Origin of the sequence: Yimella lutea (assembly GCF_006715095.1) — a bacterium.
Taxonomy (GTDB): domain Bacteria; phylum Actinomycetota; class Actinomycetes; order Actinomycetales; family Dermatophilaceae; genus Yimella; species Yimella lutea.
The window spans coordinates 349,178-371,349 of the sequence record NZ_VFMO01000001.1; the positions used below are offsets into that span (position 1 = coordinate 349,178).

A 22,172-nucleotide genomic window follows, 5' to 3' on the forward strand; every position below is an offset into this window, starting at 1 on the left:
GTCCGGAACCTACGAACGTCAATGAGCGGGGTACGTTCCCGCGACTCTCGCACGCCCGCGGGGGGACTTCCACCGCTCAGCTACTTCGTGTCGGGTCGGTTAGGATTGTGGGCGAGCCGGGAGAAGGCAGCTAGGGTTCCGCCCCAGCCGGCTGGGGGTCTGTGACCGAGCGCTGCAGCTTCCGCCGAACAGGCGGGAGGGCACCTATTGGCACAAAATGCCCGAGGGGGATGGCTCAGCGCCAGCATGCGCGCTGACTGTCCCTTGACCTCGGAGGTTGTTGTGCTCGTTGACCAGTTCGATGTTTTTCTGCTTGATCTTGACGGCGTGGTTTACGTCGGAGACACCTTGCTTTCCGGCGTGACCGAAGCCTTGGCCAGCCTGCGGAGTCGGGGCCGGGTGGTCCGGTTCGTGACCAACGATCCCCGCCCGTCCCGCAAAGACGTCGTCCACCGTCTGGGCCGCCTGGGCGTGAGGGCCACCGTCGAGGAGATCGTATCTTCCGGGTGGGCTACGGCGTGCTGGCTGCGCCAGCAGGGCATTACCCGCGCCTATGTGGTGGGCAGTGATGGCCTCCGCGGCGAACTCGCGGCCCAAGGCGTGGAATCCGTGGAGGGGTCTGGGGCCGAGGCGGTGGTGGTCGGTTGCGACGAGACGGTGACCTACCGGGACCTCGCCCAGGCCACCGCCCTCCTGCGTACCAGCGTGCCGTTCGTGGCCACGAACGTGGACGCCACGTTCCCCACAGCGAGCGGCCCGTGGCCGGCCACCGGCGCGGTCGTCGCAGCGATCCAGACCGCCAGTGGGCGCCGACCGGTCGTGGTGGGCAAGCCGGGACCGGAGATGTTCCGCCTGGCCCAGCGCGGGCTCCCTGCTACGACGAGAGTGGTGGTCGTGGGGGACACCCCGGCTACGGACGTCGTCGGGGCGCACTGCGCGGGCCTGCCGGCGATCCTCGTCGCTCCCGCGACGCCGAGCAGCGGCCGTCGGCAGTGTGATCCCACCGTTGCGGAGGCCACGGTCACGGGCCTGGCCGGGCTGTTTGATCCGGCCCTTGACATCGGCCCGATGCGCCCGTCGCCGTACCCGTGGCCGGACGAGGTGCGGGCGGGTGTGGCCGCGGTGGTCTTCGACGAGGCCGGGCGCGTGCTACTGGGGCGCAGGCTGGACAACGGGCTGTGGGGACTGCCTTCGGGACACGTCGAGGTGGGCGAGACTGCCGCCCAGGCGGCGGTGCGGGAGGTCGCCGAAGAGACCGGCTTGCAGGTGCAAGTGCAGCGGCTGGTGGGGGTGTACTCGGACCCCGCCTCGCAGGTTTTCGCCTATCCCGACGGGAGAGTGACCCAGTTCGTCACCACCACCTTCGCCTGCCTCCCGCGCGGCGGTCAGATGCACCCTGATGGTGTGGAGACCTCACAGGCGGGTTTCTTCTCCCCGGATGAGCTTCCGGCACCGTTGCTCCCCATGCACCCGCGGTGGCTCACCGACGCCCTCTCAGGCGACACAGGACTCATCGACTGATAGGACGCATCCCCTTCGGGGCGCATGGTGTCAAAAGCGCTGGCGCTTCTCGTGCGGAGCACCGGCCTGAGCGCGCCGTTTACCTTGATCAACCCCGGGTCCGGTCTCCCACCGTCCGAGCAACACCACCGGACGGTAGGAGTCTCCAGGGCGGCGACCAGCTCTCGAAAGATCATGATGAGCGCGCGCCCAAGGGCGCACCGACCAATGACCTCAGATGGGCCAGGTCTCCTGCCGGTGGGCGGCGTCCCAGAACATCCACTCGTACTGGGTGGCGCGGTGGAACGCGGTGTGCATGCGCGCCAGTGTGCCGGGGCTGGCCTGGTCGGCGAGGTGGTCCACGATGTCCCGGGCGGTGTCAGTGGCGGCGGTGAAGTCTGGATCGCCGTAGGTGGCGATCCAGTCCCCGTACGGGTGCGTGCTCAGGTCACCGACGGCGGCCTTCAAACGGGTGCCGACGTCGTCGTAGACCCAGAAGCACGGCAGGATGCCGGCCGCGAGGACCGGGTAGTTTCCCGCTGTCGCGAGGCTCAGCAGGTAGGAGGTGTAGGCAACCGTGGTCGGTGAGGGCTCGGCGGCGGTGAGGTCGGTGACGTGGGTGGCGTGCAGCTGCCGCTCGACCTCGACCACCTCCCGCGCGGCCTGCGCCCAGAATGCCATTTCCTCCGACGCCTGGGCCTGAGCGGCGGCCGCGGCCAGGACCCGGCCGTAGTCGGCCAGGTAGAGCGCGTCCTGGGCGAGGTAGTGCCGGAACGTCTCTTCCGCCAGGGTCGCGTCGCTCAGCTGGTGCAACAAGGGCAGCGCGTCGATCGCCTCGCGGACCCTGGCCGTGCGATGCCACGCCACGGTGCTGAACACGCCAGTGTCGTCGTGGTCGCGAATCGTCTCGGGCATGGAGGTGTGTGGGCTGGTCATCGGTCGCTGTCCTTCCAGTCGTTCTCGTCTTTCCAGATGTCGTGGCAGTGGTGCACGGGGCCGGGTCCGTGGCCGATGTGGAGCGCGTCGGCGGCCCGCAGGGTGCCGGTGAGCCAAGTCTTGGCCTGGCGGGTGGCCTCTAGCAGGGACCCGGTGCGCGGGGCGAGTGCGGCGATCGCGGAGGACAGGGCGCACCCGGTGCCGTGGGTGTTGACCGTGGCTACCCGCGGGCCGGTCAGCAGCTGCTCGCCCGCGTCGTCGAGCCACAGGTCGGTGGCGTGTGCGTCGCCGCCGAGGTGGCCCCCCTTGACCAGCACCCGCGCGGCGCCCAGCTCCCGGAGCGCGATGGCCTGGGCGCGCATGGTGTCGAGGTCTTCGGCGGGGTCGGCGTCGAGCAGCACGGCGGCCTCGGGGACGTTCGGCGTGATGAGGGAGACGTACGGCAGGAGTTGGCGCATCGGCTCGACGGCGTCCTCGGCCAGCAGCCGGGAACCGGCGGTGGACACCATGACGGGGTCGAGGACCACAACCGGCACCGCGTCGGAGCGCTTGTCGAGGAAGGCGAGGACGGTCTCGATGGTGGCCGCGGAGGCGAGCATCCCGATCTTGGCGGCGTCAACCGCCACGTCGTCTACGAGGGTGTCCAGCTGGGCGCGGACGAAGTCCGCGGGGACGACGTGGACACCGGTGACTCCCTGGGTGGACTGGGCGGTCAGTGAGGTGAGCACCGCGGTGCCGTAGGTACCCAGTGCGGAGAAGGTCTTGAGGTCGCCTTGAATACCGGCCCCGCCGGAGGGATCGGAGCCGGCGATCGTCAGCGCGATCGGTGGGCGGGGGTTCACGGTTGCCCGTCCCACGCGGCCCGCAGGCTCGCGGCCGCCACGGCTGGTTCCTCCGCGGCGCACACCGTCGAGACGACCGCCACGCCGGCGGCGCCGCTGTGGCGCAGCATGCCGGTGCGTTTCGTGGTGATGCCGCCGATGGCGACGACCGGCCACGGGCTCGCGGCGGCCACCGCAGCCACCCCGCCCGGGCCGATCGGAGTGCCGTGGTCAGGCTTGGTCGCCGTCGGCCACACCGGTCCAACGCCGAGGTAGTCCAAGACGCCGTCACCGAGCCCGCGTGCTGTGCGAACCTGCTCGATCGTGCTGACCGACAGCCCGACCATGGCGTCCGGCCCGAGCAACTGCCGGGCCTGAGCAGGCGGCATGTCGCGCTGACCGACGTGGACGCCGTCGGCGCCGATGTCCTGAACGAGGTGGACCCGGTCATCGATAATCAGCGGCACCCCGGTCCCCGCCAGCACCTCGCGGACCGCCACGCCGAGGGCGACGAAGTGGGCGTCGGTGGCGCCCGGGTCACGCAACTGCACCACGGTGACTCCGCCCGCGACCGCAGCCTGCACGGTCGCGGGCACCCCCCGTGGGCCGCACAAACCGGTGTCGGTGACCAGGTAGAGGCTGAGGTTCACCGGTCGGCGGGTCACCGGAGCACCACCTTCTCGGTCAGCTCCTGCGGGTTGAGGGTGGCGAGAGAGTCCAGCAGCGCAACGGCGAAGCTCCCCGGCCCGGCGGCACGCTCGGCCGCGACCTCGGCGGCCACGGTGTACGTCGCGGTCGCGGCCGTGGCGGCCAGGAGCGGGTCGTCGGTGGTGGCGGCGAAGGCAGCCATGAGCGCGCCCAGCGCGCACCCACCGCCAGTGACCTGGGTCAACCATCGATGGCCGTTGGCCACCCGCACCAGCCGGGTGCCGTCGGTGAGGTGGTCGACCTCCCCGGAGACCGCGACGATGGTGCCGTGCTCCCGGGCCAGCGCCCGGCCGGCGTCGAGGGCATCCTCGGCGGCGTCGACGCTCTCCGGACCCCGCCCACCGCTGCCCCCACCGGCGAAAGCGAGAATCTCTGAGGGGTTGCCACGGACGAGTGCCGGGGAGGCGTGGGCGAGCAGGTCGACGACAACCCGGCTGCGCCAGGCGAGCCCACCCACCCCGACCGGGTCGAGCACCCACGGGGTGCCGGCCGCCGCGGCGGCACTGACCGCGCCGTGCATCGCAGCCACCGTCGCCTCTTGGGGCGTGCCGAGGTTGACCAGGACCCCGTCGGCGACGGCGGCGAACGGCCCGGCTTCCTCCGGGTTGTCCACCATCGACGGACTGGCGCCGACCGCGAGCAGGACGTTCGCTGTCCACTGAGCGACGACGACGTTGGTCAGGCACTGCACCAGCGGGGCATGCCCGCGCATCGCAGCCAAGGCCTCGCCCACAGCGGCAGCATCGAGTGGGACAGTAGGGACGGAAGAAGGTGCCGACATCGGCGACGTTCCCTTCGCTAGTACGAACTAGATCAGGTTCAACGGGTGTGATCTCAGCCGTACCAGCACGGCACCCCGCGTCATTCACCAGCTTAACATCCGCACCGTTCCCAGCACCGTGCCCTCGCTTCAGCGATCGCAAAAGGGTCGCGCCTCGGACCGTCCGGGCGTGCTGTCACCAGTGCCCGGCTGCGCTACGGCGTTCCTTGGCCGCCGCAGCCCTCACCATGGCGCCTCACCAGACAACGGCTGCGCAACCTTAAAATGTGCAGTCGACTTCGGACACTCGTGCAGTGGACTTCGAAAACTGACAACGAAGTCACAGCACCCCGGAACGACGCGTCCGAATGGGATCCGATCAGCTTTTCCGGACACTTTCCGTCTAGGGTCTAGATGTGCTTGGACAGGTCCTCGGATATGCCCGCATCTCGTCGACGTCACAGAACCTCGACCGTCAACTGAGCGCGATTGGAATGGTCGGGGAACTGTTCACCGGCCATGTGTCCGGCGAGAACAGGGAAGGCCGGGACGGCTCGCCACTGCACTGCGATATTTGCGACGCGGCGACACGATGCTGGTCGCGTCGATGCAGCGGCTCACTCGCTCGTCGACCGTGAGCAGTTGGTCGACGACCTCACCAGCAGTGGCGTAGCGTCGAGTTCGCCAAGTAGCGTCCTACCTTTACGCCGGGCTCGAGCGACCCATTTGCCACATTCCAGCTACAGCTCATCGGAGCCGGAGCCGGAGCCGGAGCCGGAGCCGGAGCCAGCGCCGGGCTGCGCTCGTTGATCCGTGAGTTTGCGAGTAGCCCTACCCACCGATCCGGGCGCGCTGCCGATACTTCTCCTTCTCCTCTTCCGAGAGAGACTCCACAAAGAAAGGAAGTCCTCCCGGCCCCCTCGAACAAGAGACCGATCCCGAAGGAAAGTACAGCAGCAGCGGCTTCGGCTAGGACAGGTTTCGGGCCGCCGTTCAAGTTCCTCGCTCGCGTGGACCTCCACGTTGGAACTCCCTAGAACGACCGGGCGCCACCATCGTTGCAAAAAGAGCACACGACACAATCCGAGCAAGGCCACGCGCATTGCACCGCTGTTGCTCGATGATGATCAGTCCGTGGCTGAGCGTCCGGCGACGATCCGCCCTAGCACGGCCTCGACGCTCGGCTCCTCGACCAGCCCCGACGGCACGTCCGGGCGGCGGACGACGACCACCCGCACGCCGAGTTCGCCGGCCGCGGTGAGTTTGGCGGCGGTGTAGGCACCGCCGGAGTCCTTGCTGAGCAGCACGCCGATGTTGTTGCGCTGCAAGAGTTCTCGCTCCGATTCGAGCGTGTAGGGGCCACGATCGAGCACGACCGTCCATGCCGGCGGCGCGTCGTCGAGCGGCTCGACCACCCGCACCAGCACCGGCATCTCACGCCAAGCGGCGTAGTGCGGCAAGGTCTGCCGACCGGTGCTGAGGAACGGCACGCCGCCGGTGTGCCGCAGGTGGTCCTCGGCTGCCTGCAACGCCTCCTGGTGGTCGTCGACCCACGTCCACGAGTCGGCGTCAGGGTGGTGCGCCCACCCGGGCCGCGCCAACCGCACCGCCGGCACGTCGGCGAGCCGCGACGCCTGCGCCGCATTGGCCGTCATCGCCGTGGCGTAGGGATGGGTGGCATCGACGAGCAACTCGATCTGCTCCGTCTGCAGGTAACGGGCGAGTCCTTCGGCCCCGCCGAACCCGCCCGAACGCACCGGTCCGGCCGGCAGGCGCGGGTGCTGGACGCGTCCGGCGAGCGAGGAGATCAGCGGCACGCCGGCGGCCACCAGGCCGTCGGCGAGCGCTCTCGCCTCGGCCGTCCCGCCAAGAATCAACACGGTCACGCAGACAGTTCTACCGGTCGCTGCACAGTGCCGCACCGGCGCGCCGGCCCCGGCTACTGCTCGGCGCCCGGGAATGCATCCTGGATCCGCTCGAAAGGATGCGCCTGCTCCACCTGCAGTGCGAGCTCGAGCAGCAACCGCTCGGCGCCGTGGGTGGCCGACAGCATCGCGCCCACCGGCAAACCCCGGTCGTCGACCCCCGCCGGCAACGAAATTGCAGGAGCTCCAGACGCATTGGCGAGTGGGGTGAATCCGACGAGGTCAAGCAGACGATCGAAGTGCACCGATGGGTCGACGTCCGGACCGAGGAAACCCAACTCGGGAGTGGGCGCCGTGAGCACCGGAGTGAGCACGACGTCCGGGCCGCGCCGGAACTCCCGGCGGCTCGCAGCACTCGAGGCAAGCAGGCGCGCAAAGTAGAGCGGCGCCTTCGGCAACGAGGCCTTGCCGCGGCGGGCGAGTTCGACGGTAAGCGGCTCGAGTTTGGACGCGTCGAATCCCTTGCCGAACAACTTCTCCCCCTGGCTCGACCCCATGAACGCCAGGAACTGCCAATAGCGCGAGAAGTCGTCGGCGAAGAACTGCGGCACGTTCACCGCGTAGGGCTCGACGGTGTGCCCGAGCGCTTCGAGGGACGCGGCGAAGGTCTCCACCACAGTCCGCACCTGGGGGTCGGTCGCCGGGGCGACCGGCGAGTCGAGCATCAGGCCGATCCGCAGTGGCCGCTCGAGTGGGCGCTCGATGCGGCCAATGGCCGGCAGCGTGCGGTTCTTGTAGGTCTTCTCAGCCTCGGCGTAGAAGCGGGCGACATCGCGCACCGACCGGGCGAGCACCGAGTCGCTGACGATGCGCACCGGCATCTTGCCGGCGTCACCGAGGCGCAGACGTCCACGCGTCGGCTTGAGCCCGACGAGTCCGCAGGCTGCTGCGGGGATGCGCACAGACCCTCCGCCGTCGTTCCCGTGGGCGATGGGCACGACGCCGGACGCCACGAGCGCGGCTGATCCACCGGACGACCCGCCTGCGGAAACATCTGTGTCCCAGGGATTTCGGGTGGTGAAGATGCGCGACTCCGTCGAACAGGTCCACCCGAACTCGGGCATGGTCGTGGTCGCGATCGGGATCAGGCCGGTGGCCAGGTACTGCGCCGCGACGGCGCCGTTCTTCTGGTGCGGGGTGCGCGGGAACGCCGCCGATCCCTCGGTCATCGGCAGGCCGGCCACCGGGATGTTGTCCTTGAACGCCGCCGGCACCCCCGCGAACGCGCCGGTTCGGCTCTCCCCGGCCCGTCGCCGGGCTCGTGCGAAGTCATCGCGCATCAATGCGTCCAGCGTGGGGTTCAACTTTTCGGCGCGCACGATGGCGGCCTCGACCGCGTCGCTCGCCGAGATCGAGCCGGACGCGATCGCTTCGGCAACCCCGGTCGCGTCCAGGTCGCCGAGGGCGTCGTCGGTGAAGGCATGAACTCGCTGTCCCATGCGTCCCTACTATGCAGTAGCCACGGCGTTCCGCGTCGTTATTCGCCTTCCCGTCCGCAGCAAAACCTGGCCCGCCCCGCCGTGACCGCCCTCACAGGCCAAAAATTTGACCAATGGCCTGGCTCTTCCATAGCGTTCTGTTATTCATTGCATAGTTAAGAGTTATATGTTCGAAGGGTTTCGCTGTGCCTGCGTCCGACTCCGCCATCCCGCCTCTGCCGCCGTACCCGGGCCACGACCGCGGCAAATGGCTCAGCCTCATCGCGGGTGCCAGCGCACTCGCCCTCGCCGCCGGGTTCGGCATCGGCCGAGCCACCGCGGGTGACGACGGCAGCGGCCCGAAGCTGACCACCGTCAAGGTCGGCACCACCGAGGCGAACAGTGACATCTGGCCGATCATGCAGCGCCTGGGCAAGGCCGAGGGCCTCACCATCGAGCCGGTCAGCTTCAGCGACTACACGCAGGCGAACCCGGCCCTGTCCCAGGGACAGATCGATCTCAACCTGTTCCAGCACCTGCAGTTCCTGGGCAGCTACAACGTCGAGGCGAAGCAGAACCTCACGCCCATCGGCGCGACCGTCATCACCCCGCTCCCGCTGTACTCCAAGAAGCACCAGAAGCTGAACCAGATCCCGGCCGGCGGCAAGATCGCCATCCCGAACGACGCCACCAACCAGGCACGAGCGCTGCTGGTGCTGCAGGCGGCAAAACTGCTGACCCTCAAGGACGGCGGCAACGCCCTGTCCACACCGGCCGACATCGACAAGGCCGCCTCGAAGGTGACCGTCGTGCCCGTGGACGCCGCACAGACCGTCGCGTCCCTGCCTTCCGTGGACGGCGCGATCATCAACAACAACTTCGCGCTCGATGCCGACCTCGATCCGAACAAGGCGCTGTTCCAGGACGACCCGAAGTCGCGCAACGCCGAGCCGTACATCAACGTGGTCGTCTCCCGTGCCGAGGACAAGAACAACGCGACCTACGCCAAGGTCGTGAAGATCTGGCACAACCCCGAGGTCCTCGCTGCTAAGAAGAAGGAGACCAAGAACACCGCGGTGATCATCGACCGTCCGGCGGCCGAGCTGAGCAAGATCCTGCAGCGGCTCGAGAAGGACATCGCGGCGAAATGACCGAACCCATCATCCGCTTCGAAGGAGTCGGCAAGACCTTCAAGCGCGGCAAGGCGTCCGTGCGCGCCCTCGACGACATCACTCTCGACATCGAGCCCGGTGAGATCTTCGCGTTCATCGGCTTCTCCGGCGCGGGCAAGAGCACCCTGGTGCGCCTGATCAACGGACTCGAAGCACCCACCGACGGCACCGTCACCGTGGACGGCCACACGTTGAACCGATTGTCCCCCAAGAAGATCCGCGAAGTTCGCGGCGACATCGGGATGGTCTTCCAGCAGTTCAACCTGCTGCGTTCGCGCACCGTCTACGGCAATGTCGCCTATCCGCTCGAACTCGCGGGGTGGAGCAAGCGCGACATCTACGAGCGCATCACCGAACTGCTGCACTTCGTCGGTCTCACCGAGCGCGCCTGGTCCTATCCCGAGGAACTGTCCGGTGGCCAGAAGCAGCGGGTCGGCATCGCCCGCGCACTCGCCACCAAGCCGTCCATCCTGCTCGCCGACGAGGCGACCAGTGCCCTCGACCCGGACACGACCCGCGACGTCCTCGCGCTGTTGCGCAAGGCCAACGAGGAGCTCGGCACCACCGTCGTCGTCATCACCCACGAGATGGAGGTCGTCCGCTCGCTCGCCGACCGCGTCGCGGTGCTGGACGCCGGACGCATGGTCGAGCACGGCAGCGTCCGAGAGATCTTCTCCGCACCGAAGGCCGACGCCACCCGCCGCATCGTCGGCGCGACGCTGGACACCCAACCGGACGAGCAGGAGATCGACGAACTCGAAGCCTCCTACCGCGGACGTCTGATCACCGTCACCGCGAACCCGGGCGAGAACCTCGGCGCAGTCATCGGACGCGTCGGTGAGCGCGGTGTCGGGCTGGAGTTCGTCCACGGAGGTGTCACCCGGATCAAGGGCGACGACCTCACCACGTTCACGCTCAACCTGACCGGGCAGGAGTCCGACGTCCAGACCGTCGTCGACGAACTCGCCCGCATCGCCACCGTGAGGGAGGTCGCCTGATGGGTAACGACACCGACTGGGGTGTACTGTCGCCGATTCTGCAGGAGTCGATCTGGCAAACGCTGCTGATGGTCGCGGTGACCGTGGTCGTCGGCGGCGGGCTCGGGTTGGTCCTCGGCGTGCTGCTCTACACGACCCGCGCCGGCGGCATCCTGGCCAACCGCGCCGTCTACACCGTGCTCAACCTGCTGGTGAACATCGTCCGGCCGATCCCGTTCATCATCTTCATCACCGCGGTCGGTCCGCTGACGCTCAACGTGATGGGGACGACGGTCGGGACGCGTGCCGTGCTGTTCCCGCTCGCGCTGGCTGCCACGTTCGGCATCTCGCGCATCGTCGAGCAGAACCTCGTCTCCGTCGACCCCGGCGTGATCGAGGCGGCCGAGGCGATGGGTGCGTCACCGTGGCGGACAATCCGGACGGTGCTGATCCCCGAGGCGCTCGGCCCGCTGGTGCTCGGTTACACCTTCGCCCTCGTCGCGGTGGTCGACATGACCGCGATCGCCGGCGCCATCGGCGGTGGCGGTTTGGGTCAGTTCGCGATCACGTACGGATACCAGCGCTTCGACTGGACCGTCACCTGGGTCGCGGTCGCGATCATCGTGGTGATCGTGCAGGTCGCGCAGTTCAGCGGAAACGCGTTGTCGCGCAAGATCATGCGCCGCTGAATCGCCGCGAGGTCAGGTGCCGGCGGGCATCACGCGGTGGCGGTGGTCTTCGCCAGGGCTTCCGCCGTGAGCTGCAGGCGGCGGAAGCCGGTGGCGTACGCGGGCACGTGGCTCAGGCCGTCGCGCTCGACGGCGTCCAGGATCCACGCCGCGACGGTCGGCGGCACAGCGGCCAGGAAGCGCTCCTGGTCGAACCGGCCGAGGGTGGTGATCTTCTTCGCCAACCGGGCGTTCGGGACGAAGCGGGGCGAGTCGACGATCACGAGCAGATCCTCGACGCTCGACGCGGCGACCCCGTTGAGGTCGGACTCCAGCGACGGACGCCCGGCAGCACTGTGCGCGTCGACGATGTACAGATGGTCGATCCAGGACGCACCGGCCTCGTTGAGGCAGCCGTCCATCGCCAGCTCGTGCGTGCCGGTGACGCGGATGTCGTCGAGGGCGATCACCCGGGCGCCGGAGACGTCGATGCGTGGGTCGACGTGCATCGACTTCGCGCCGACCGCGAGTTCACGCGCGGCCGCGTCCATCGTGGCGTAGTCGCCGGGCGAGACACCGAGACGGTGCACCCGCAGCGGCTTCAGCTCCACACCGGGTGCCAGACGGCGCATGCGCGCGACGAACGGCGACACCAGGGACCGGGCTGCCGGCGGGACCGCTCCGTACCCGGAGGAGGTGACGAAGATCCGTTCACCGTCGCGCGGCGCGACGATCGCGTGAAAACGGTCGGCGAGCGCCCGGCCGAACGCGATGGACGCGACGCCGTCGCCGTACTTGAACCGGCTGTAGTCGATGGCCGGGACAACGCCGTCCGACGGCAGGACGCAGGCGTCGGCGGCGAGCGTGTGCAGCGCGATTCGGTCAGACATGGACGACCTCCCGTTCGAGGGCGGCTCGCAGCGTGGCCATGCCCTCGGGGTAACCGGCCATGAAGATCTCGCCGGTGGCGACCGCGCCGTCGTACATCTCCTGCACGAGCGCCTGCGGCACCTGAACGAGGAAGGGCTCCAGTTCGGGCGAGGCGAGTGCGCGTTTGAGGAAGCGGATCGTGAGGTGGAAGCGTCCGGCCTGCGCGGCCGGCACCATCTGCAGGATCGAGGTGATGCTGGCGTGGTTGAGTGCCGACTCGACGTGTGGGGACGCAGCCAGTTCGGGTTCGCAGATCGCGACGTACCCGGTGACCAGGCTCTTCGGCTCGGACGCCTCGAGGGCAGTCAGCACGGTGCGTTCGGCCAGCCCGGTGACGCGGACGTCGTCGATCACGACGCAGTTCGTGCCGTCGATCGGCTCGGCCAGCACGAACCCGATACGAGCCAACTCGGCCTCACGCTCGGCCTGCGTGGAGGCGGCGTAGTCGGTGTGGGTGACAGAGTCCTTGTGCACCTGCACGATGCGCCCACCGGGCAAACCGCGGTTCGCCCGCTCGGCGTTCAGGCGGTCGAGCACAGCGTCGGCGAGGAACCAGCAGGACGGGCGGACCGCCAGGTACGCCACCGGCAAGGTGGGCACGGCGTCGTCGGTGATCAGGTGCGGACACTGCTCGATGAGCGCGTCGGCGAGCAGGTCGCCCAGCGCGCGGATCGCGTCCGCGTCACCGTGCTTCATCCGGGAGTAGGTGTCTGTGTCGAACGGTGCGCCGTCACTGGTGCGGACGGCGTCGACCGGGCCGATCAGGCGCGCGGTGGTGACGCAGGTCGAATTCATCGTGTCCCCTCACGTCGGCCGCGCCCCCGCGCGACTGCTGTCAGTTCACCGCAACGCTTCCAACGCGTCCACGGTGCTCTTGCCGTCAGGCACGACCAGCACGGCTGTCATTCCGGCGTCACGTGCACCCTGCTCGTCGGCGAGCGGATTGTCGCCGACGTGTACAACGCAGGATGACGCAATACGTTCCCCGTTGGTTGCTTCCGCGAGGGTGAGAGTCTTCTCGAAGATTCGCCGGTCCGGCTTGGCCCAACCGACCTCGTTGGAGAAGACCATGCCGAGATTCCCGGTGAATCCGGCCAGCGCCAGCAGGTCACGCATCAGGACGCCCGGCAGCATCCCGGTGTTGCTGGTCAGGATCACCGGACGCGTTTCGGCCAGCTCGGCGACCAGCGCGGGGATGCGGTCGTCGAGGGCTATCGGGTGGTGTTCGCGGGCCATCTGCGCCTGCTGCTCCATCAGCTCCCGGACGACGTCCTCGCGAATGTCAGCGGGATGGGCGACCTGATCCGCGTGTTCTGCGGCCGGTCGGGCCAGGTGGACGAGGGTCAGCTGGACGCGTTCGGCGAACCCGACGTCCGTGCCGCGGGCCATGCAGATCTCGTCGGCCTCGCGGTCCATCGTCCGCATCGCCTCGTCGAAGAAGTCGGGGTCGACGTCCGCGGCGAGAGCACGACGCAGCATCTCGTTGCGGGCAGGTTTGAAGTCGGGGTCGCTGCGAAGCAGCGTTCCCCAGATGTCCAGGCTGATTGCTTCGGCACGCACCCCCCGAACCTACTAACAAACGTCGAACCCACCAGGCGGGCCTGGTGGGTTCGACGGTGAACAGTAGGTTGCGGGTCAGACGACCTGCAGAGCCAGGGGCTCCAACTCGCGGGCGATGCGTCCGTTGCCGGGGTGCCCGACGGCGGTGAAGGTCCAGCCGCCGCCCTGACGCGACACCTTCGCCATCACCAGCGCGGTGTGCGTGCCCGAACCCGACAGCTGGAAGCGGGCCAACTCGGTGTCGTTCGCGTTCGAGTCGACGACCCGGACGAACGCGTTGTCGACCTCGGAGAAGTTCTCACCGGAGAAGGAGTTCACGACGAACACGATGTGCTCGACCGAGCCCGAGACGGCGGTCAGGTCGACCACGATCGACTCGTCGTCGCCGTCACCGGCACCGGTGAGGTTGTCACCGGTGTGCTGGATCGAACCGTCCTGACTGCGCAGATTGCCGAAGTAGACGGTGTCGAGCACACGTCCCCCACCGATCAGGAGCGCGGACGCGTCCAGGTCGATGTCCTTCTGCACCTGCTTGCTGCCACCGAACAGGCCCTTCTTGGTGACGATCTTGGTGTCCCAGCCCAGGCCCATCCGGACGCGGGACAACTGGCCGCCGTCCTGCTTGGCCAGGTTGACGGTCTGACCCTTGCTCAGGTTGATGCTCATCGTGCGTCTCCTAGCTGTTGGTTGTTGCTGTCTTCTCAGCCAACGGGTGGCCGGAGTCGTCGGTTTCATCGTCCCTCTTGTTGGCGACGACCGAGGAGATCCACGCTCCCGCGATGAACGCGATGCCGACTCCGCCGATGATGAACTCGCTCAGGTGCGCCTGGATGGTCAGGATCAGCATGATCGCGAGCGCACCGATGGCCCAGTGGGCGCCGTGCTCGAGGTAGCGGTACTCCGCGAGTGTGCCTTCGCGCACCAAGTAGATGGTCATCGAACGGACGCAGAGCGCACCGACACCGAGACCCATCATGATGATCAGCGGGTCGGGCGTGATGGCGAAGGCGCCGATGACTCCGTCGAAGCTGAACGTGGCGTCCAGGACCTCCAGGAACATGAACATCGAGAACGCGGCCTTACCCGCGAGCTTGACGACCTCACCACGCGACTCGGCTTCCTCGAACTCGTGGTCCTTCTCCTCCTCGCGGGCCTCCATCATCGACGACAGGCCGTTGACCGAGAGGTACAGGACGATGCCGAGCAGGCCGGCGAACAACACCTGGTTGCGGATCTCGGTGGTCTCGGCGAGGTACTCCGCGGCAAGCAGCAACACGATACCGGCGATGATCACCGACAGCACATCGAGCTTGCCCAGCTTCTGCAGCGGACGCTCGATCCACTTCAGCCACAGGATGTCGCGCTCGTCGAACAGGAAGTCCAGGAACAGCAGCAGCAGGAACATTCCACCGAAGGCGGCGATGCTCGGGTGTGCCTCGTTCAGGATGTAGCCGTAGGTGCCCGGGGTTTCCGGGTTGCCCTTCTCCAGCGCGAGATTGACCGCCTCGATCGGGCCGATGCCACCGGTGAGGGTGACAATGAGGAACGGGAAGACCAGCCGCATACCGAAGACGGCGATCAGGACGCCGATCGTCAGGAAGATCTTCTGCCAGAACTCGTTCAGTCGCACGAGGTACTTGGCGTTGACCGCCGCGTTGTCGAACGAGAACACGATCTCGACGAGGATCAGGATGGCGGTGAGGACGACGGCTGCCCAGCCGTCGTAGAAGAAGGCGACGATCAGGACGATCGCCGCGACGATCAGGTCCGGAGTGAAGTGCCGAAGAGCTTTCATTTCTGCTTTCGTGACGGGGGTTCAGGCACGACGCAGCCGCCTCAGCGTGACTGAGGCGGCTGCGATCAGTGGTGGTTCAAGCGGTGGATCAACCCACCGAGAGGCCGAAGTCGGTGATGACGCCACCGAGGCCGCTCGAGTAGCCCTGGGCGATGGCGCGGAACTTCCACTCGCCACCGTTGCGGTACAGCTCGCCGAAGATCAGCGCGGTCTCGGTCGAGGCGTCCTCGCCCAGGTCGAAGCGAACGCCCTTCTCGGCATTCGTGGGGTCGTCGGCGTCGAAGACGCGGATGTAGGCGTCAGCGACCTGACCGAAGTTCTGGCCGCGCTGGTCGGCCTGGTCGATCGAGGCGATGAAGACGACCTTCTCGACGTCTGCGGACACACGGGTCAGGTCGACCTGGATCTGCTCGTCGTCGCCGTCGCCCTCACCGGTGCGGTTGTCACCCTGGTGGGTGACGGCGCCGTTGTCGGCCTGCAGGTTGTTGTAGAAGACGAAGTCGGCGTCGCTGCGGACCTTGCCGTCGGCGCCGCACAGCAGCGCGGACGCGTCGAGGTCGAAGGGGGCACCGTCGGTGGTGCGCGGGTTCCAGCCGAGACCGACGATCGCCGTGGTCATGCCGGGTGCGGCCTTGGCCAGCGAGATGTTGCCGCCCTTGCTGAGGCTGACTGCCATGTTTCTTCCCTTTCTGCTCAGGCGCGGGGCCTGATGGTCGTTCGAACGGTCCTGAAGTCTTCAGAACAGTGGCGTGAACGGATCGCGCCAAGTCATCTGGTCGTATCCGTAGACGCCGGCCACCTGCTGCAACGTTCCGCTGAAGGGGTCGTGTTCCGCTCGGAGCACGATTCTTCCTTCCACGACGTAACCGGTGATCAGCGCCTTGGCCCCGAAGGTGGCCGAGCGGTCGAGAACGACCTCCAACCGCGACCCCCCGTAGGTCTGCACCACCAAGGTACCCCCGGGCATCGACCGGTCGGATGTCTGCGGCAGCCCGATGACGAAGAATCTCGCGGCGCGTTTGATCCCGCGCAGGTTGATCGTGACGCCCTGGGTGGTCGAGCGGAAGATCGGACTGTGCGGGTCGGGACCCTGCGGACGCATGCCCGGCAGCACGATCGACTCACGTTGGTCGACGGTCTCGAACAGGCAGCCCAGCAGCAACTGGTTCGGCTGCGCGGTCGCAACGGTGAACTCCAACGCGCCTGCGGACGACTGCATACGGGTGAGGTGGACGACGGGGTCCTCGACCGTCAGGATGCGTCGTTCTCCTTCGTCGAGGGTGGGCAGGCCGAGTTCGTGGTTGACCAACGGGGCGAACCTTCCGGTGGAAGCCTGCACCGGCGCCGATCCGGACGGACCGGACAGGTCGAGCAGGTTGTTGCTCGTCGGGACGGGCGCGTTTCTGCTCGGCGGCTCGACCCTCTGCTCGACCCGCTGCTCGGATCCGCCGAGGTCCAGCGGGTTGGAGCGCGGCGCAGACGGCCGGCTCGGCGGGGTGGGATCCGATCCGCCGAGGTCGAGCGGATTGCCTCCCCCACCGCTCGATCCCTGGGAGCGACCCGGCGCAGGCGTCGGGTCGGAGCCACTCAGATCGAGCGGGTTCCTTCCGGCGGACGAGGCCTGTGGCTGAGGGGGCGACGGTGCGGGTGCGGGGGTTTCGGGGCGGGACAGGTCGAGCGGATTCGACTGCGCTGCAGGCCGATCGGCGACCGGTGACTGGGCTGGAGCGGCATCACGGCCCGGGCGCGCCGCGCGTCCGGTCAGGAAGTCGGCGACCGGTGAGGCGCTCGAACCGTTCGATGCCGGTCGCGACGCCGCCTGCGGTTGCTCGCGGCGACGAAGGAAACCGAAGTCGCTCATAGGTTGACCCCGAAGTCGCGCGCGACTCCCTTGAGCCCGTCGGAGTAGCCGGCGCCGAGCACCCGCAGTTTCCATTCGCCCGAGTGGCGGTAGAGCTCGATGAGCGACAGCGCGGTCTCGCCGCGCAGGCCGGGGACCAAATCGTCCGTGGTCACCACGGATGCTCCGCCGTCGAGGTTGAGCACTCGGACGACCAGGCGCCGCAACTGTCCGAGCGTCCGGCGTCCGCCGCCGCCCTCGTTGACGTAGAGAACAAAGACGATGCGCTGCACCTCGTCCGGCACGCCGCTGAGATCGACCTCGACCTGCTCGTCGTCGTCACCCATCGTGTCGGCGACGTGTCCAGTGGACAGATCGGCCGAGACCATCTGGTTGAAGTGGACGACGTGCTCCTGGCTGAGTGCCTTGCGGTCGCTGCCGCAGAGCACGGTGAGCAGGGTGAGGCTGTCGTGCAGGAAACGCTCGGCTCCGGCGTCCCAGTCGACGCCGACGACCAGGCCCTTCAGGCCGGGCACTTCACGGGTGAGGGCGACATTGGCCCCCTTCGCCATCGGACTCACGCTCGCCACCCTAATCGGGAGACGCTGACGATGGGTCGTCGGTGGCCTGCGCGGGTGGTTGGGAAAGCGACGGACGCGCCACCTACCGGTGACGCGTCCGTCGTGGTGAGTCGCTCAGCGACGGCCGTCGTCGCTTCCCCGCTTGAGGTTGTGCCGGATGGCATCGATCTCGCTGCGGATCTCGTCGCGGATCGATTTCTCGAACCGGCGACGGCGACCGTGCACGAGTTCGGCGTGCTTGCCGACAAGTTCCTTGCCGGTCGAGATCGCCATCAGGATCAGCACGATGCTGAACGGCAACGCGACCAGGATCGCCATCGTCTGCAGTGCGGCGAGGCCCTCGCCTCCCGCTCCACCGGTGAGGATCAGGGCTGCGGCGATGCCGCCCTCGAGCGAGGCCCACATCACCCGGCTCCACACCGGCGGGTTCGGGTTGCCGCCCGAGGCGATCATGTCGACCACGAACGAACCGGAGTCGGAGCTGGTCACGAAGAAGACCACCACGAGGACGATCGCGATGACGCTGAGCAGCGTCGAAGCGGGCAGTCCGTCGAGCAACTGGAACATGGCCAGGTCGGTCGAGACCTTGCCGTCCTTGATCAGACCCTTATCGCCGAAGATCTCGCGGTGCAGACCGGAGCCGCCGAAGATCGCGAACCACAGGCACCCGAGCAGGGTCGGGACGAGCAGGACGCCGGCTACGAACTCGCGCACCGTGCGTCCGCGCGAGATGCGGGCGATGAACACGCCCACGAACGGTGACCAGCTGATCCACCAACCCCAGTAGAACGTCGTCCAACCGGACAGCCAGTCCTTGCCGGCGTCGCCCTCGAAGGCGAGCGTGCGGAAGCTGAGTGAGAGGAAGTTCTGCAGGTAGGAGCCCAGCTGCTCCACGAAGTCAGCCATCAGGAACATCGAGGGTCCGAGCACCAGGACGATGAGCATCAGCAGTCCCGCGACGCCCATGTTGAGGTTCGACAGGAATTTGATGCCCTTGTCGACGCCGGTGACCACCGAGATCGTCGCGACGGCGGTGATGCCGATGATGAGCGCGACCAGCAGCCAGGTGCTGACCGTGCCGGAGTCGTCGGTCTCAGCGACGCCGAGGTGTCCCAGGCCGGCGCCGACCTGCGAGACGCCGAACCCGAGCGAGGTGGCGACGCCGAACAGGGTGCCGACGACGGCGAGGACGTCGATGACGTCACCCAGCCAGCCCTTCACCCGGTCACCGAGCAGCGGTTCGAGCGCCCAACGGATGGAGATGCTGCGTCCCTTGCGGTGCACCGCGTAGGCGACGGACAGACCGACCACCACGTAGATGGCCCAGGCGTGCAGGCCCCAGTGCAGGAAGGTGGTGTCCATCGCGGCGCGCGCCCTGGCGGGCTCGGAGGTGCCGGTGCCGGGCGGCGGTGACGAGAAGTGGTTGAGCGGTTCGGCGACGCCCCAGAAGACCAGGCCGATGCCCATGCCGGCGGCGAACAGCATTGCGAACCATGACGGCAGCGAGAACTCCGGATCGTCCTCGGGCTTACCCAGGACGATGTTGCCCATCGGCGAGAACACCAGCCAGAGTGCCCAGAACACGAACCCGGTCACGGTGATGACGTAGAACCAACCGAGATCGCGGACGACCGTGTCGTTCGCCTTGGTCAGCACGTCGTTCATCTGGCTCGGCATGATGAGCGCGGCAGCTACGAACAACAGCAGAATGATCGCGGCCGGCCAGAAGACCCGTGGCGCCTCCACCAAGCGCTTCTTGCCGTCCCCCGGCGGACTGTCGGTGGTGGTCGATGGCGGTGTCGATGAACTCATGAATCGGTCTCCTCGTCGGCGGCAGCACAAAATGCCCCCGTCGTCCGTCGTTGCAGTTGTCGTGCCTGAAGCATCTATTCAAGGCAGACATGGGTGCCCGCTCGCAAGTCCACGTGACTCGTTTGCGCAACGAACAAGCGCCGAGGCGACACCATGGGTGCATGGAACTCGAGGAGACGTTGGCCCAGCTACGAGCCGCACTGAACGAGGCGATGCACGACCGCGATCAGCCCGCCGTGATGGCGTTACGGACCGCCATCTCCGCGCTGCAGAACGCCGCAGCGGTGCCTGCGGACGGTCGCGGTGGGTCGATCGAGGAATCACCGAGCGGGGCCGGCGCCACCGACGTCCCACGGCACGAGCTCACTCCGCACGAAGTGCAGTTCATCATCGAGACCGAGGTCGATCTACGCGAAGCAGAGGCCGCATCGTGCGAGCGCCTCGGACAGCATGAGCGGGCCGAACGACTGAGGGCCGAGGCGGACGCCCTCGCGCCCTGGACCACCTGACCCCCGAAAGTCCGCAGGATCGGCGAGCTGACCCGCGCGTCCTGCGGACTTTCGGTGCTCAGCCCAGCATGCGCTTGAGGAAACCCGGCTTGTTCCTCGACGCATCGGCGTGCCCGGCGCACCACTGGCCCGCCGGTACTGCGCGCTTGACCTGGTCGACGTGCTGACCGCACCCCGCCCAGGTCGTCCTGCCGCACTGCTTGCACTTCACCGGACGACACATGTCGCTCTCCTTCTCTTGATCTCGGCTGGAATAATTTATACCCCCCGGGGTATTGTTCTGTCCATGAAGATCATCATCGTCGGAGGTGTGGCCGGTGGCATGAGCACGGCCACGAGGTTGCGGCGGCTCGATGAGCGAGCCGAGATTCTGGTCGTCGAACGCAGCGGGCACGTGTCCTTCGCCAACTGCGGTCTGCCCTACCACGTGGGTGGCGTCATCGAGGATCGCTCGGCGCTGCTGTTGCAGACGCCGCAGTCATTGGCGGCACGGTTCGGCATCGAGGTACGGGTGGCGACCGAGGTCACCGGCATCGACAAGGAATCCCGCACGGTCGAACTGAAGAACCTTGCGAATGGGTCCGTCGCAACGCACACGTACGACTTCCTGGTGCTGTCACCGGGCGCTCGCCCGGTGCGTCCGCCGATCCCGGGCATCGAACGTGCGCTGTCGCTGCGCGACATCGAGGACACCGATGCGATGGTGGACGCGGTCGCGGGAGCTCGCACCGCGGTCGTGATCGGGGGCGGGTTCATCGGGCTGGAGGTCGCAGAGAACCTGCACCACAAGGGAATTGCCACCACGATCGTCGAGGCTGCTGATCAGGTGATGGCGCCGCTGGACCCCGAGATGGTCGCTCCGGTGCACACCGCGTTGCGTGAGGCCGGGATCGACCTGCGACTGGGCTCAGGCGTCTCCTCGATCGGTGCGGACAATGTCGTGCTGGCCGACGGCTCGACCGTCCCGGCCGACGTGGTCGTCGCGGCCATCGGGGTGAAGCCGGACGTCACTCTGGCCAAGGCGGCCGGACTGATCATCGGTGAGCGCGGCGGCATCCAGGTCGACGATTCGCACCTCACCAGCGACCCGCACATCTACGCGGTGGGTGACGCGGTGGAGAAGAAGGACGCGCTCGACGGCTCCGCCACCCTCGTCCCGCTCGCCAACACCGCCAATCTTCAGGGACGGCGCGTCGCCGACCACATCGCCGGCCAACGAGGAACCGGTCGCCCTGTGCTCGGCACCGCGATCGTCGGACTGCTCGGCCTGCAGATCGCGACCACCGGCTGGAACGGCAAGCGCCTGCGCGCTGCCGGACGCAGCTTCCGCGCGATTCACACCCACCCGATGTCGCACGCGGGTTACTACCCCGGGGCGCAGCAGATGGCGCTGAAGCTTCTGGTGGACGGCGAAACCGGGGAGATCCTCGGCGCCCAGGGCGTCGGTCGAGAAGGCGTCGATCGGCGGATCGATGTCATCGCCACCGCAATGGCCGGCGGGTTGAAGGCGGCCCAGCTCGCCGATCTCGAGTTGGCCTACGCGCCGGCCTTCTCCTCCGCGAAGGACCCGGTCAACATGCTCGGTTACATCGCCGACAACCTCGCCGAGTCCACCACCGACACCATCCAGTGGCACGAACTCGACGCAGCACTGGCCGCCGGCGCCCACCTGATCGATGTCCGCACGCCGGAGGAGTTCCAGCGCGGCGCGATTCCTGGCGCGATCAACGTCCCGGTCGACGAGTTGCGTTCTCGACAGAGCGAATTGCCGGACGGCGACCTCATCGTGCACTGCGCTGTCGGCCAGCGAGGACACACCGCCGCGCGGCTGCTGACCCAACTCGGGCGTGAGGTCCGCAATCTCGACGGCGGCTATCGCACCTGGGTCGCGGGCACCGGCCGGTGATATACACCCAGGGGTACCCGTCCGGGATGCGAAGGAGCAGGTGATGGTGCAGTTGGATCCACAAGAGATGGAGGCCGTCGTCCGGCGGCTGAAGCGCGCCCAAGGGCAGATCGGCGGGATCGTGAAGATGATCGAGGAGGGCCGCGACTGTCAGGACATCGTCAACCAACTGGCGGCTGTGTCGAAGGCGGTCGACCGAGCCGGATTCGCCACCATCGCGGTCGGACTGCGCAAGTGCATGGCCGAGCCCGACAACGGCGAACTCGACGTCGCGACGATGGAGAAGATGTTCCTGTCCCTCGCCTGACCAGCCCGAGTGTCCGCGGGATGCGCGAGCTGACCCCGCGCGTCCTG

General features: G+C 67.7%; 23 protein-coding genes and 1 riboswitch. Of the genes, 7 read left to right on the forward strand and 16 right to left on the reverse strand.

Going from position 1 to position 22,172, the window contains the following annotated elements; translation table 11 throughout:
* The first annotated feature begins 246 nt into the window (after positions 1 to 246).
* Positions 247 to 1,521: an HAD-IIA family hydrolase gene (locus FB459_RS01620; protein ID WP_246092272.1), complete on the forward strand. Its 1,275-nt coding sequence runs from the start codon at positions 247 to 249 to the stop codon at positions 1,519 to 1,521.
* A 213-nt stretch (positions 1,522 to 1,734) separates the two neighbouring features.
* Here the strand turns inward: FB459_RS01620 and FB459_RS01625 are convergent, their stop codons facing one another.
* From FB459_RS01625 to FB459_RS01650, 6 genes are all read right to left on the reverse strand, one after another.
* Entirely contained in the window at positions 1,735 to 2,436 is a 702-nt protein-coding gene (locus tag FB459_RS01625) for a TenA family protein (protein WP_017824196.1), read from the reverse strand.
* On the reverse strand, positions 2,433 to 3,278 hold the full coding sequence (thiD, locus tag FB459_RS01630; protein WP_170221642.1) for a bifunctional hydroxymethylpyrimidine kinase/phosphomethylpyrimidine kinase: 846 nt from the start codon (positions 3,276 to 3,278) through the stop codon (positions 2,433 to 2,435). The genes FB459_RS01625 and thiD overlap by 4 nt, the downstream gene beginning before the upstream one ends.
* Positions 3,275 to 3,922, reverse strand: a complete 648-nt coding sequence (thiE, locus tag FB459_RS01635) for a thiamine phosphate synthase (protein WP_006590956.1) — start codon at positions 3,920 to 3,922, stop codon at positions 3,275 to 3,277. Before thiE ends, thiD begins: the two co-directional genes overlap by 4 nt.
* Complete coding sequence (gene thiM / locus FB459_RS01640; protein WP_072626064.1) at positions 3,919 to 4,746, reverse strand: hydroxyethylthiazole kinase; 828 nt, start codon at positions 4,744 to 4,746, stop codon at positions 3,919 to 3,921. Before thiM ends, thiE begins: the two co-directional genes overlap by 4 nt.
* A riboswitch (TPP riboswitch) is annotated at positions 4,738 to 4,834 on the reverse strand. It overlaps the preceding gene by 9 nt.
* Before the next feature lie 1,018 nt (positions 4,835 to 5,852).
* Positions 5,853 to 6,611 (reverse strand): cobalt-precorrin-6A reductase, encoded by a 759-nt coding sequence (locus FB459_RS01645; protein ID WP_141927235.1) that lies wholly within the window; start codon positions 6,609 to 6,611, stop codon positions 5,853 to 5,855.
* 53 nt (positions 6,612 to 6,664) lie between these two features.
* Positions 6,665 to 8,089, reverse strand: a complete 1,425-nt coding sequence (locus tag FB459_RS01650) for an amidase (protein ID WP_141927236.1) — start codon at positions 8,087 to 8,089, stop codon at positions 6,665 to 6,667.
* 185 nt (positions 8,090 to 8,274) lie between these two features.
* On the opposite strand from FB459_RS01650, the gene FB459_RS01655 reads away from it, so the two are divergent.
* Genes FB459_RS01655 through FB459_RS01665 form a run of 3 tightly spaced genes read left to right on the forward strand, consistent with a single transcriptional unit; the run spans position 8,275 to position 10,906 of the window.
* Positions 8,275 to 9,219, forward strand: a complete 945-nt coding sequence (locus FB459_RS01655; RefSeq protein WP_246092273.1) for a MetQ/NlpA family ABC transporter substrate-binding protein — start codon at positions 8,275 to 8,277, stop codon at positions 9,217 to 9,219.
* The gene (locus FB459_RS01660) at positions 9,216 to 10,238 is read left to right on the forward strand and encodes a methionine ABC transporter ATP-binding protein (RefSeq protein ID WP_141927238.1); all 1,023 of its coding nucleotides are present in this window, start codon (positions 9,216 to 9,218) and stop codon (positions 10,236 to 10,238) included. Before FB459_RS01655 ends, FB459_RS01660 begins: the two co-directional genes overlap by 4 nt.
* Positions 10,238 to 10,906 (forward strand): methionine ABC transporter permease, encoded by a 669-nt coding sequence (locus FB459_RS01665; protein WP_141927239.1) that lies wholly within the window; start codon positions 10,238 to 10,240, stop codon positions 10,904 to 10,906. Before FB459_RS01660 ends, FB459_RS01665 begins: the two co-directional genes overlap by 1 nt.
* A gap of 29 nt (positions 10,907 to 10,935) precedes the next feature.
* Here the strand turns inward: FB459_RS01665 and FB459_RS01670 are convergent, their stop codons facing one another.
* The 9 genes from FB459_RS01670 to FB459_RS01710 form a co-directional block, all read right to left on the reverse strand.
* On the reverse strand, positions 10,936 to 11,775 hold the full coding sequence (locus FB459_RS01670; protein WP_141927240.1) for a phosphoribosyltransferase family protein: 840 nt from the start codon (positions 11,773 to 11,775) through the stop codon (positions 10,936 to 10,938).
* On the reverse strand, positions 11,768 to 12,610 hold the full coding sequence (locus FB459_RS01675; protein ID WP_141927241.1) for a phosphoribosyltransferase family protein: 843 nt from the start codon (positions 12,608 to 12,610) through the stop codon (positions 11,768 to 11,770). Before FB459_RS01675 ends, FB459_RS01670 begins: the two co-directional genes overlap by 8 nt.
* A 45-nt stretch (positions 12,611 to 12,655) precedes the next feature.
* A complete protein-coding gene (locus FB459_RS01680) occupies positions 12,656 to 13,375 on the reverse strand; it encodes an HAD family hydrolase (RefSeq protein WP_141927242.1) in 720 nt (239 codons plus the stop codon).
* A gap of 75 nt (positions 13,376 to 13,450) precedes the next feature.
* A complete protein-coding gene (locus FB459_RS01685) occupies positions 13,451 to 14,041 on the reverse strand; it encodes a TerD family protein (protein ID WP_129626280.1) in 591 nt (196 codons plus the stop codon).
* A gap of 10 nt (positions 14,042 to 14,051) precedes the next feature.
* Positions 14,052 to 15,170 (reverse strand): DUF475 domain-containing protein, encoded by a 1,119-nt coding sequence (locus FB459_RS01690; RefSeq protein ID WP_141927243.1) that lies wholly within the window; start codon positions 15,168 to 15,170, stop codon positions 14,052 to 14,054.
* Positions 15,171 to 15,258: 88 nt separating this feature from the next.
* Positions 15,259 to 15,846, reverse strand: coding sequence for a TerD family protein (locus tag FB459_RS01695; protein WP_129626284.1), 588 nt, complete (start codon positions 15,844 to 15,846; stop codon positions 15,259 to 15,261).
* Between the two features lie 60 nt (positions 15,847 to 15,906).
* Positions 15,907 to 17,031 carry a hypothetical protein gene (locus tag FB459_RS01700; RefSeq protein WP_141927244.1) on the reverse strand — a complete coding sequence of 375 codons (1,125 nt, stop codon included), beginning with the start codon at positions 17,029 to 17,031 and terminating at the stop codon, positions 15,907 to 15,909.
* Positions 17,028 to 17,582 carry a TerD family protein gene (locus FB459_RS01705; protein ID WP_211345230.1) on the reverse strand — a complete coding sequence of 185 codons (555 nt, stop codon included), beginning with the start codon at positions 17,580 to 17,582 and terminating at the stop codon, positions 17,028 to 17,030. The genes FB459_RS01700 and FB459_RS01705 overlap by 4 nt, the downstream gene beginning before the upstream one ends.
* Positions 17,583 to 17,705: 123 nt before the next feature.
* Complete coding sequence (locus tag FB459_RS01710; protein ID WP_141927246.1) at positions 17,706 to 19,403, reverse strand: BCCT family transporter; 1,698 nt, start codon at positions 19,401 to 19,403, stop codon at positions 17,706 to 17,708.
* 161 nt (positions 19,404 to 19,564) lie between these two features.
* On the opposite strand from FB459_RS01710, the gene FB459_RS01715 reads away from it, so the two are divergent.
* The gene (locus FB459_RS01715; protein ID WP_141927247.1) at positions 19,565 to 19,912 is read left to right on the forward strand and encodes a hypothetical protein; all 348 of its coding nucleotides are present in this window, start codon (positions 19,565 to 19,567) and stop codon (positions 19,910 to 19,912) included.
* A 58-nt stretch (positions 19,913 to 19,970) separates the two neighbouring features.
* On the opposite strand, the gene FB459_RS17070 is transcribed toward FB459_RS01715, so the two are convergent.
* Positions 19,971 to 20,135, reverse strand: a complete 165-nt coding sequence (locus FB459_RS17070; protein ID WP_170221643.1) for a hypothetical protein — start codon at positions 20,133 to 20,135, stop codon at positions 19,971 to 19,973.
* 63 nt (positions 20,136 to 20,198) lie between these two features.
* Between FB459_RS17070 and FB459_RS01720 the strand changes: the two genes are divergently transcribed.
* Entirely contained in the window at positions 20,199 to 21,818 is a 1,620-nt protein-coding gene (locus FB459_RS01720; protein ID WP_141927248.1) for an FAD-dependent oxidoreductase, read from the forward strand.
* A 46-nt stretch (positions 21,819 to 21,864) separates the two neighbouring features.
* On the forward strand, positions 21,865 to 22,125 hold the full coding sequence (locus tag FB459_RS01725; protein ID WP_141929367.1) for a metal-sensitive transcriptional regulator: 261 nt from the start codon (positions 21,865 to 21,867) through the stop codon (positions 22,123 to 22,125).
* Positions 22,126 to 22,172: the final 47 nt, after the last annotated feature.

Coding starts and splice junctions, on each gene's coding strand:
- FB459_RS01625 (WP_017824196.1), bottom strand. CDS start 2,436: ATGACCAGCCCACACACCTCCATGCCCGAGACGATTCGCGACCACGAC.
- FB459_RS01695 (WP_129626284.1), bottom strand. CDS start 15,846: ATGGCAGTCAGCCTCAGCAAGGGCGGCAACATCTCGCTGGCCAAGGCC.
- FB459_RS01715 (WP_141927247.1), top strand. CDS start 19,565: ATGGAACTCGAGGAGACGTTGGCCCAGCTACGAGCCGCACTGAACGAG.
- FB459_RS01700 (WP_141927244.1), bottom strand. CDS start 17,031: ATGAGCGACTTCGGTTTCCTTCGTCGCCGCGAGCAACCGCAGGCGGCG.
- FB459_RS01705 (WP_211345230.1), bottom strand. CDS start 17,582: ATGGCGAAGGGGGCCAATGTCGCCCTCACCCGTGAAGTGCCCGGCCTG.
- thiM (WP_072626064.1), bottom strand. CDS start 4,746: ATGTCGGCACCTTCTTCCGTCCCTACTGTCCCACTCGATGCTGCCGCT.
- FB459_RS01690 (WP_141927243.1), bottom strand. CDS start 15,170: ATGAAAGCTCTTCGGCACTTCACTCCGGACCTGATCGTCGCGGCGATC.
- FB459_RS01620 (WP_246092272.1), top strand. CDS start 247: ATGCGCGCTGACTGTCCCTTGACCTCGGAGGTTGTTGTGCTCGTTGAC.
- FB459_RS01660 (WP_141927238.1), top strand. CDS start 9,216: ATGACCGAACCCATCATCCGCTTCGAAGGAGTCGGCAAGACCTTCAAG.
- FB459_RS01665 (WP_141927239.1), top strand. CDS start 10,238: ATGGGTAACGACACCGACTGGGGTGTACTGTCGCCGATTCTGCAGGAG.
- FB459_RS01675 (WP_141927241.1), bottom strand. CDS start 12,610: ATGAATTCGACCTGCGTCACCACCGCGCGCCTGATCGGCCCGGTCGAC.
- FB459_RS17070 (WP_170221643.1), bottom strand. CDS start 20,135: ATGTGTCGTCCGGTGAAGTGCAAGCAGTGCGGCAGGACGACCTGGGCG.
- FB459_RS01720 (WP_141927248.1), top strand. CDS start 20,199: ATGAAGATCATCATCGTCGGAGGTGTGGCCGGTGGCATGAGCACGGCC.
- FB459_RS01710 (WP_141927246.1), bottom strand. CDS start 19,403: ATGAGTTCATCGACACCGCCATCGACCACCACCGACAGTCCGCCGGGG.
- FB459_RS01670 (WP_141927240.1), bottom strand. CDS start 11,775: ATGTCTGACCGAATCGCGCTGCACACGCTCGCCGCCGACGCCTGCGTC.
- FB459_RS01650 (WP_141927236.1), bottom strand. CDS start 8,089: ATGGGACAGCGAGTTCATGCCTTCACCGACGACGCCCTCGGCGACCTG.
- FB459_RS01685 (WP_129626280.1), bottom strand. CDS start 14,041: ATGAGCATCAACCTGAGCAAGGGTCAGACCGTCAACCTGGCCAAGCAG.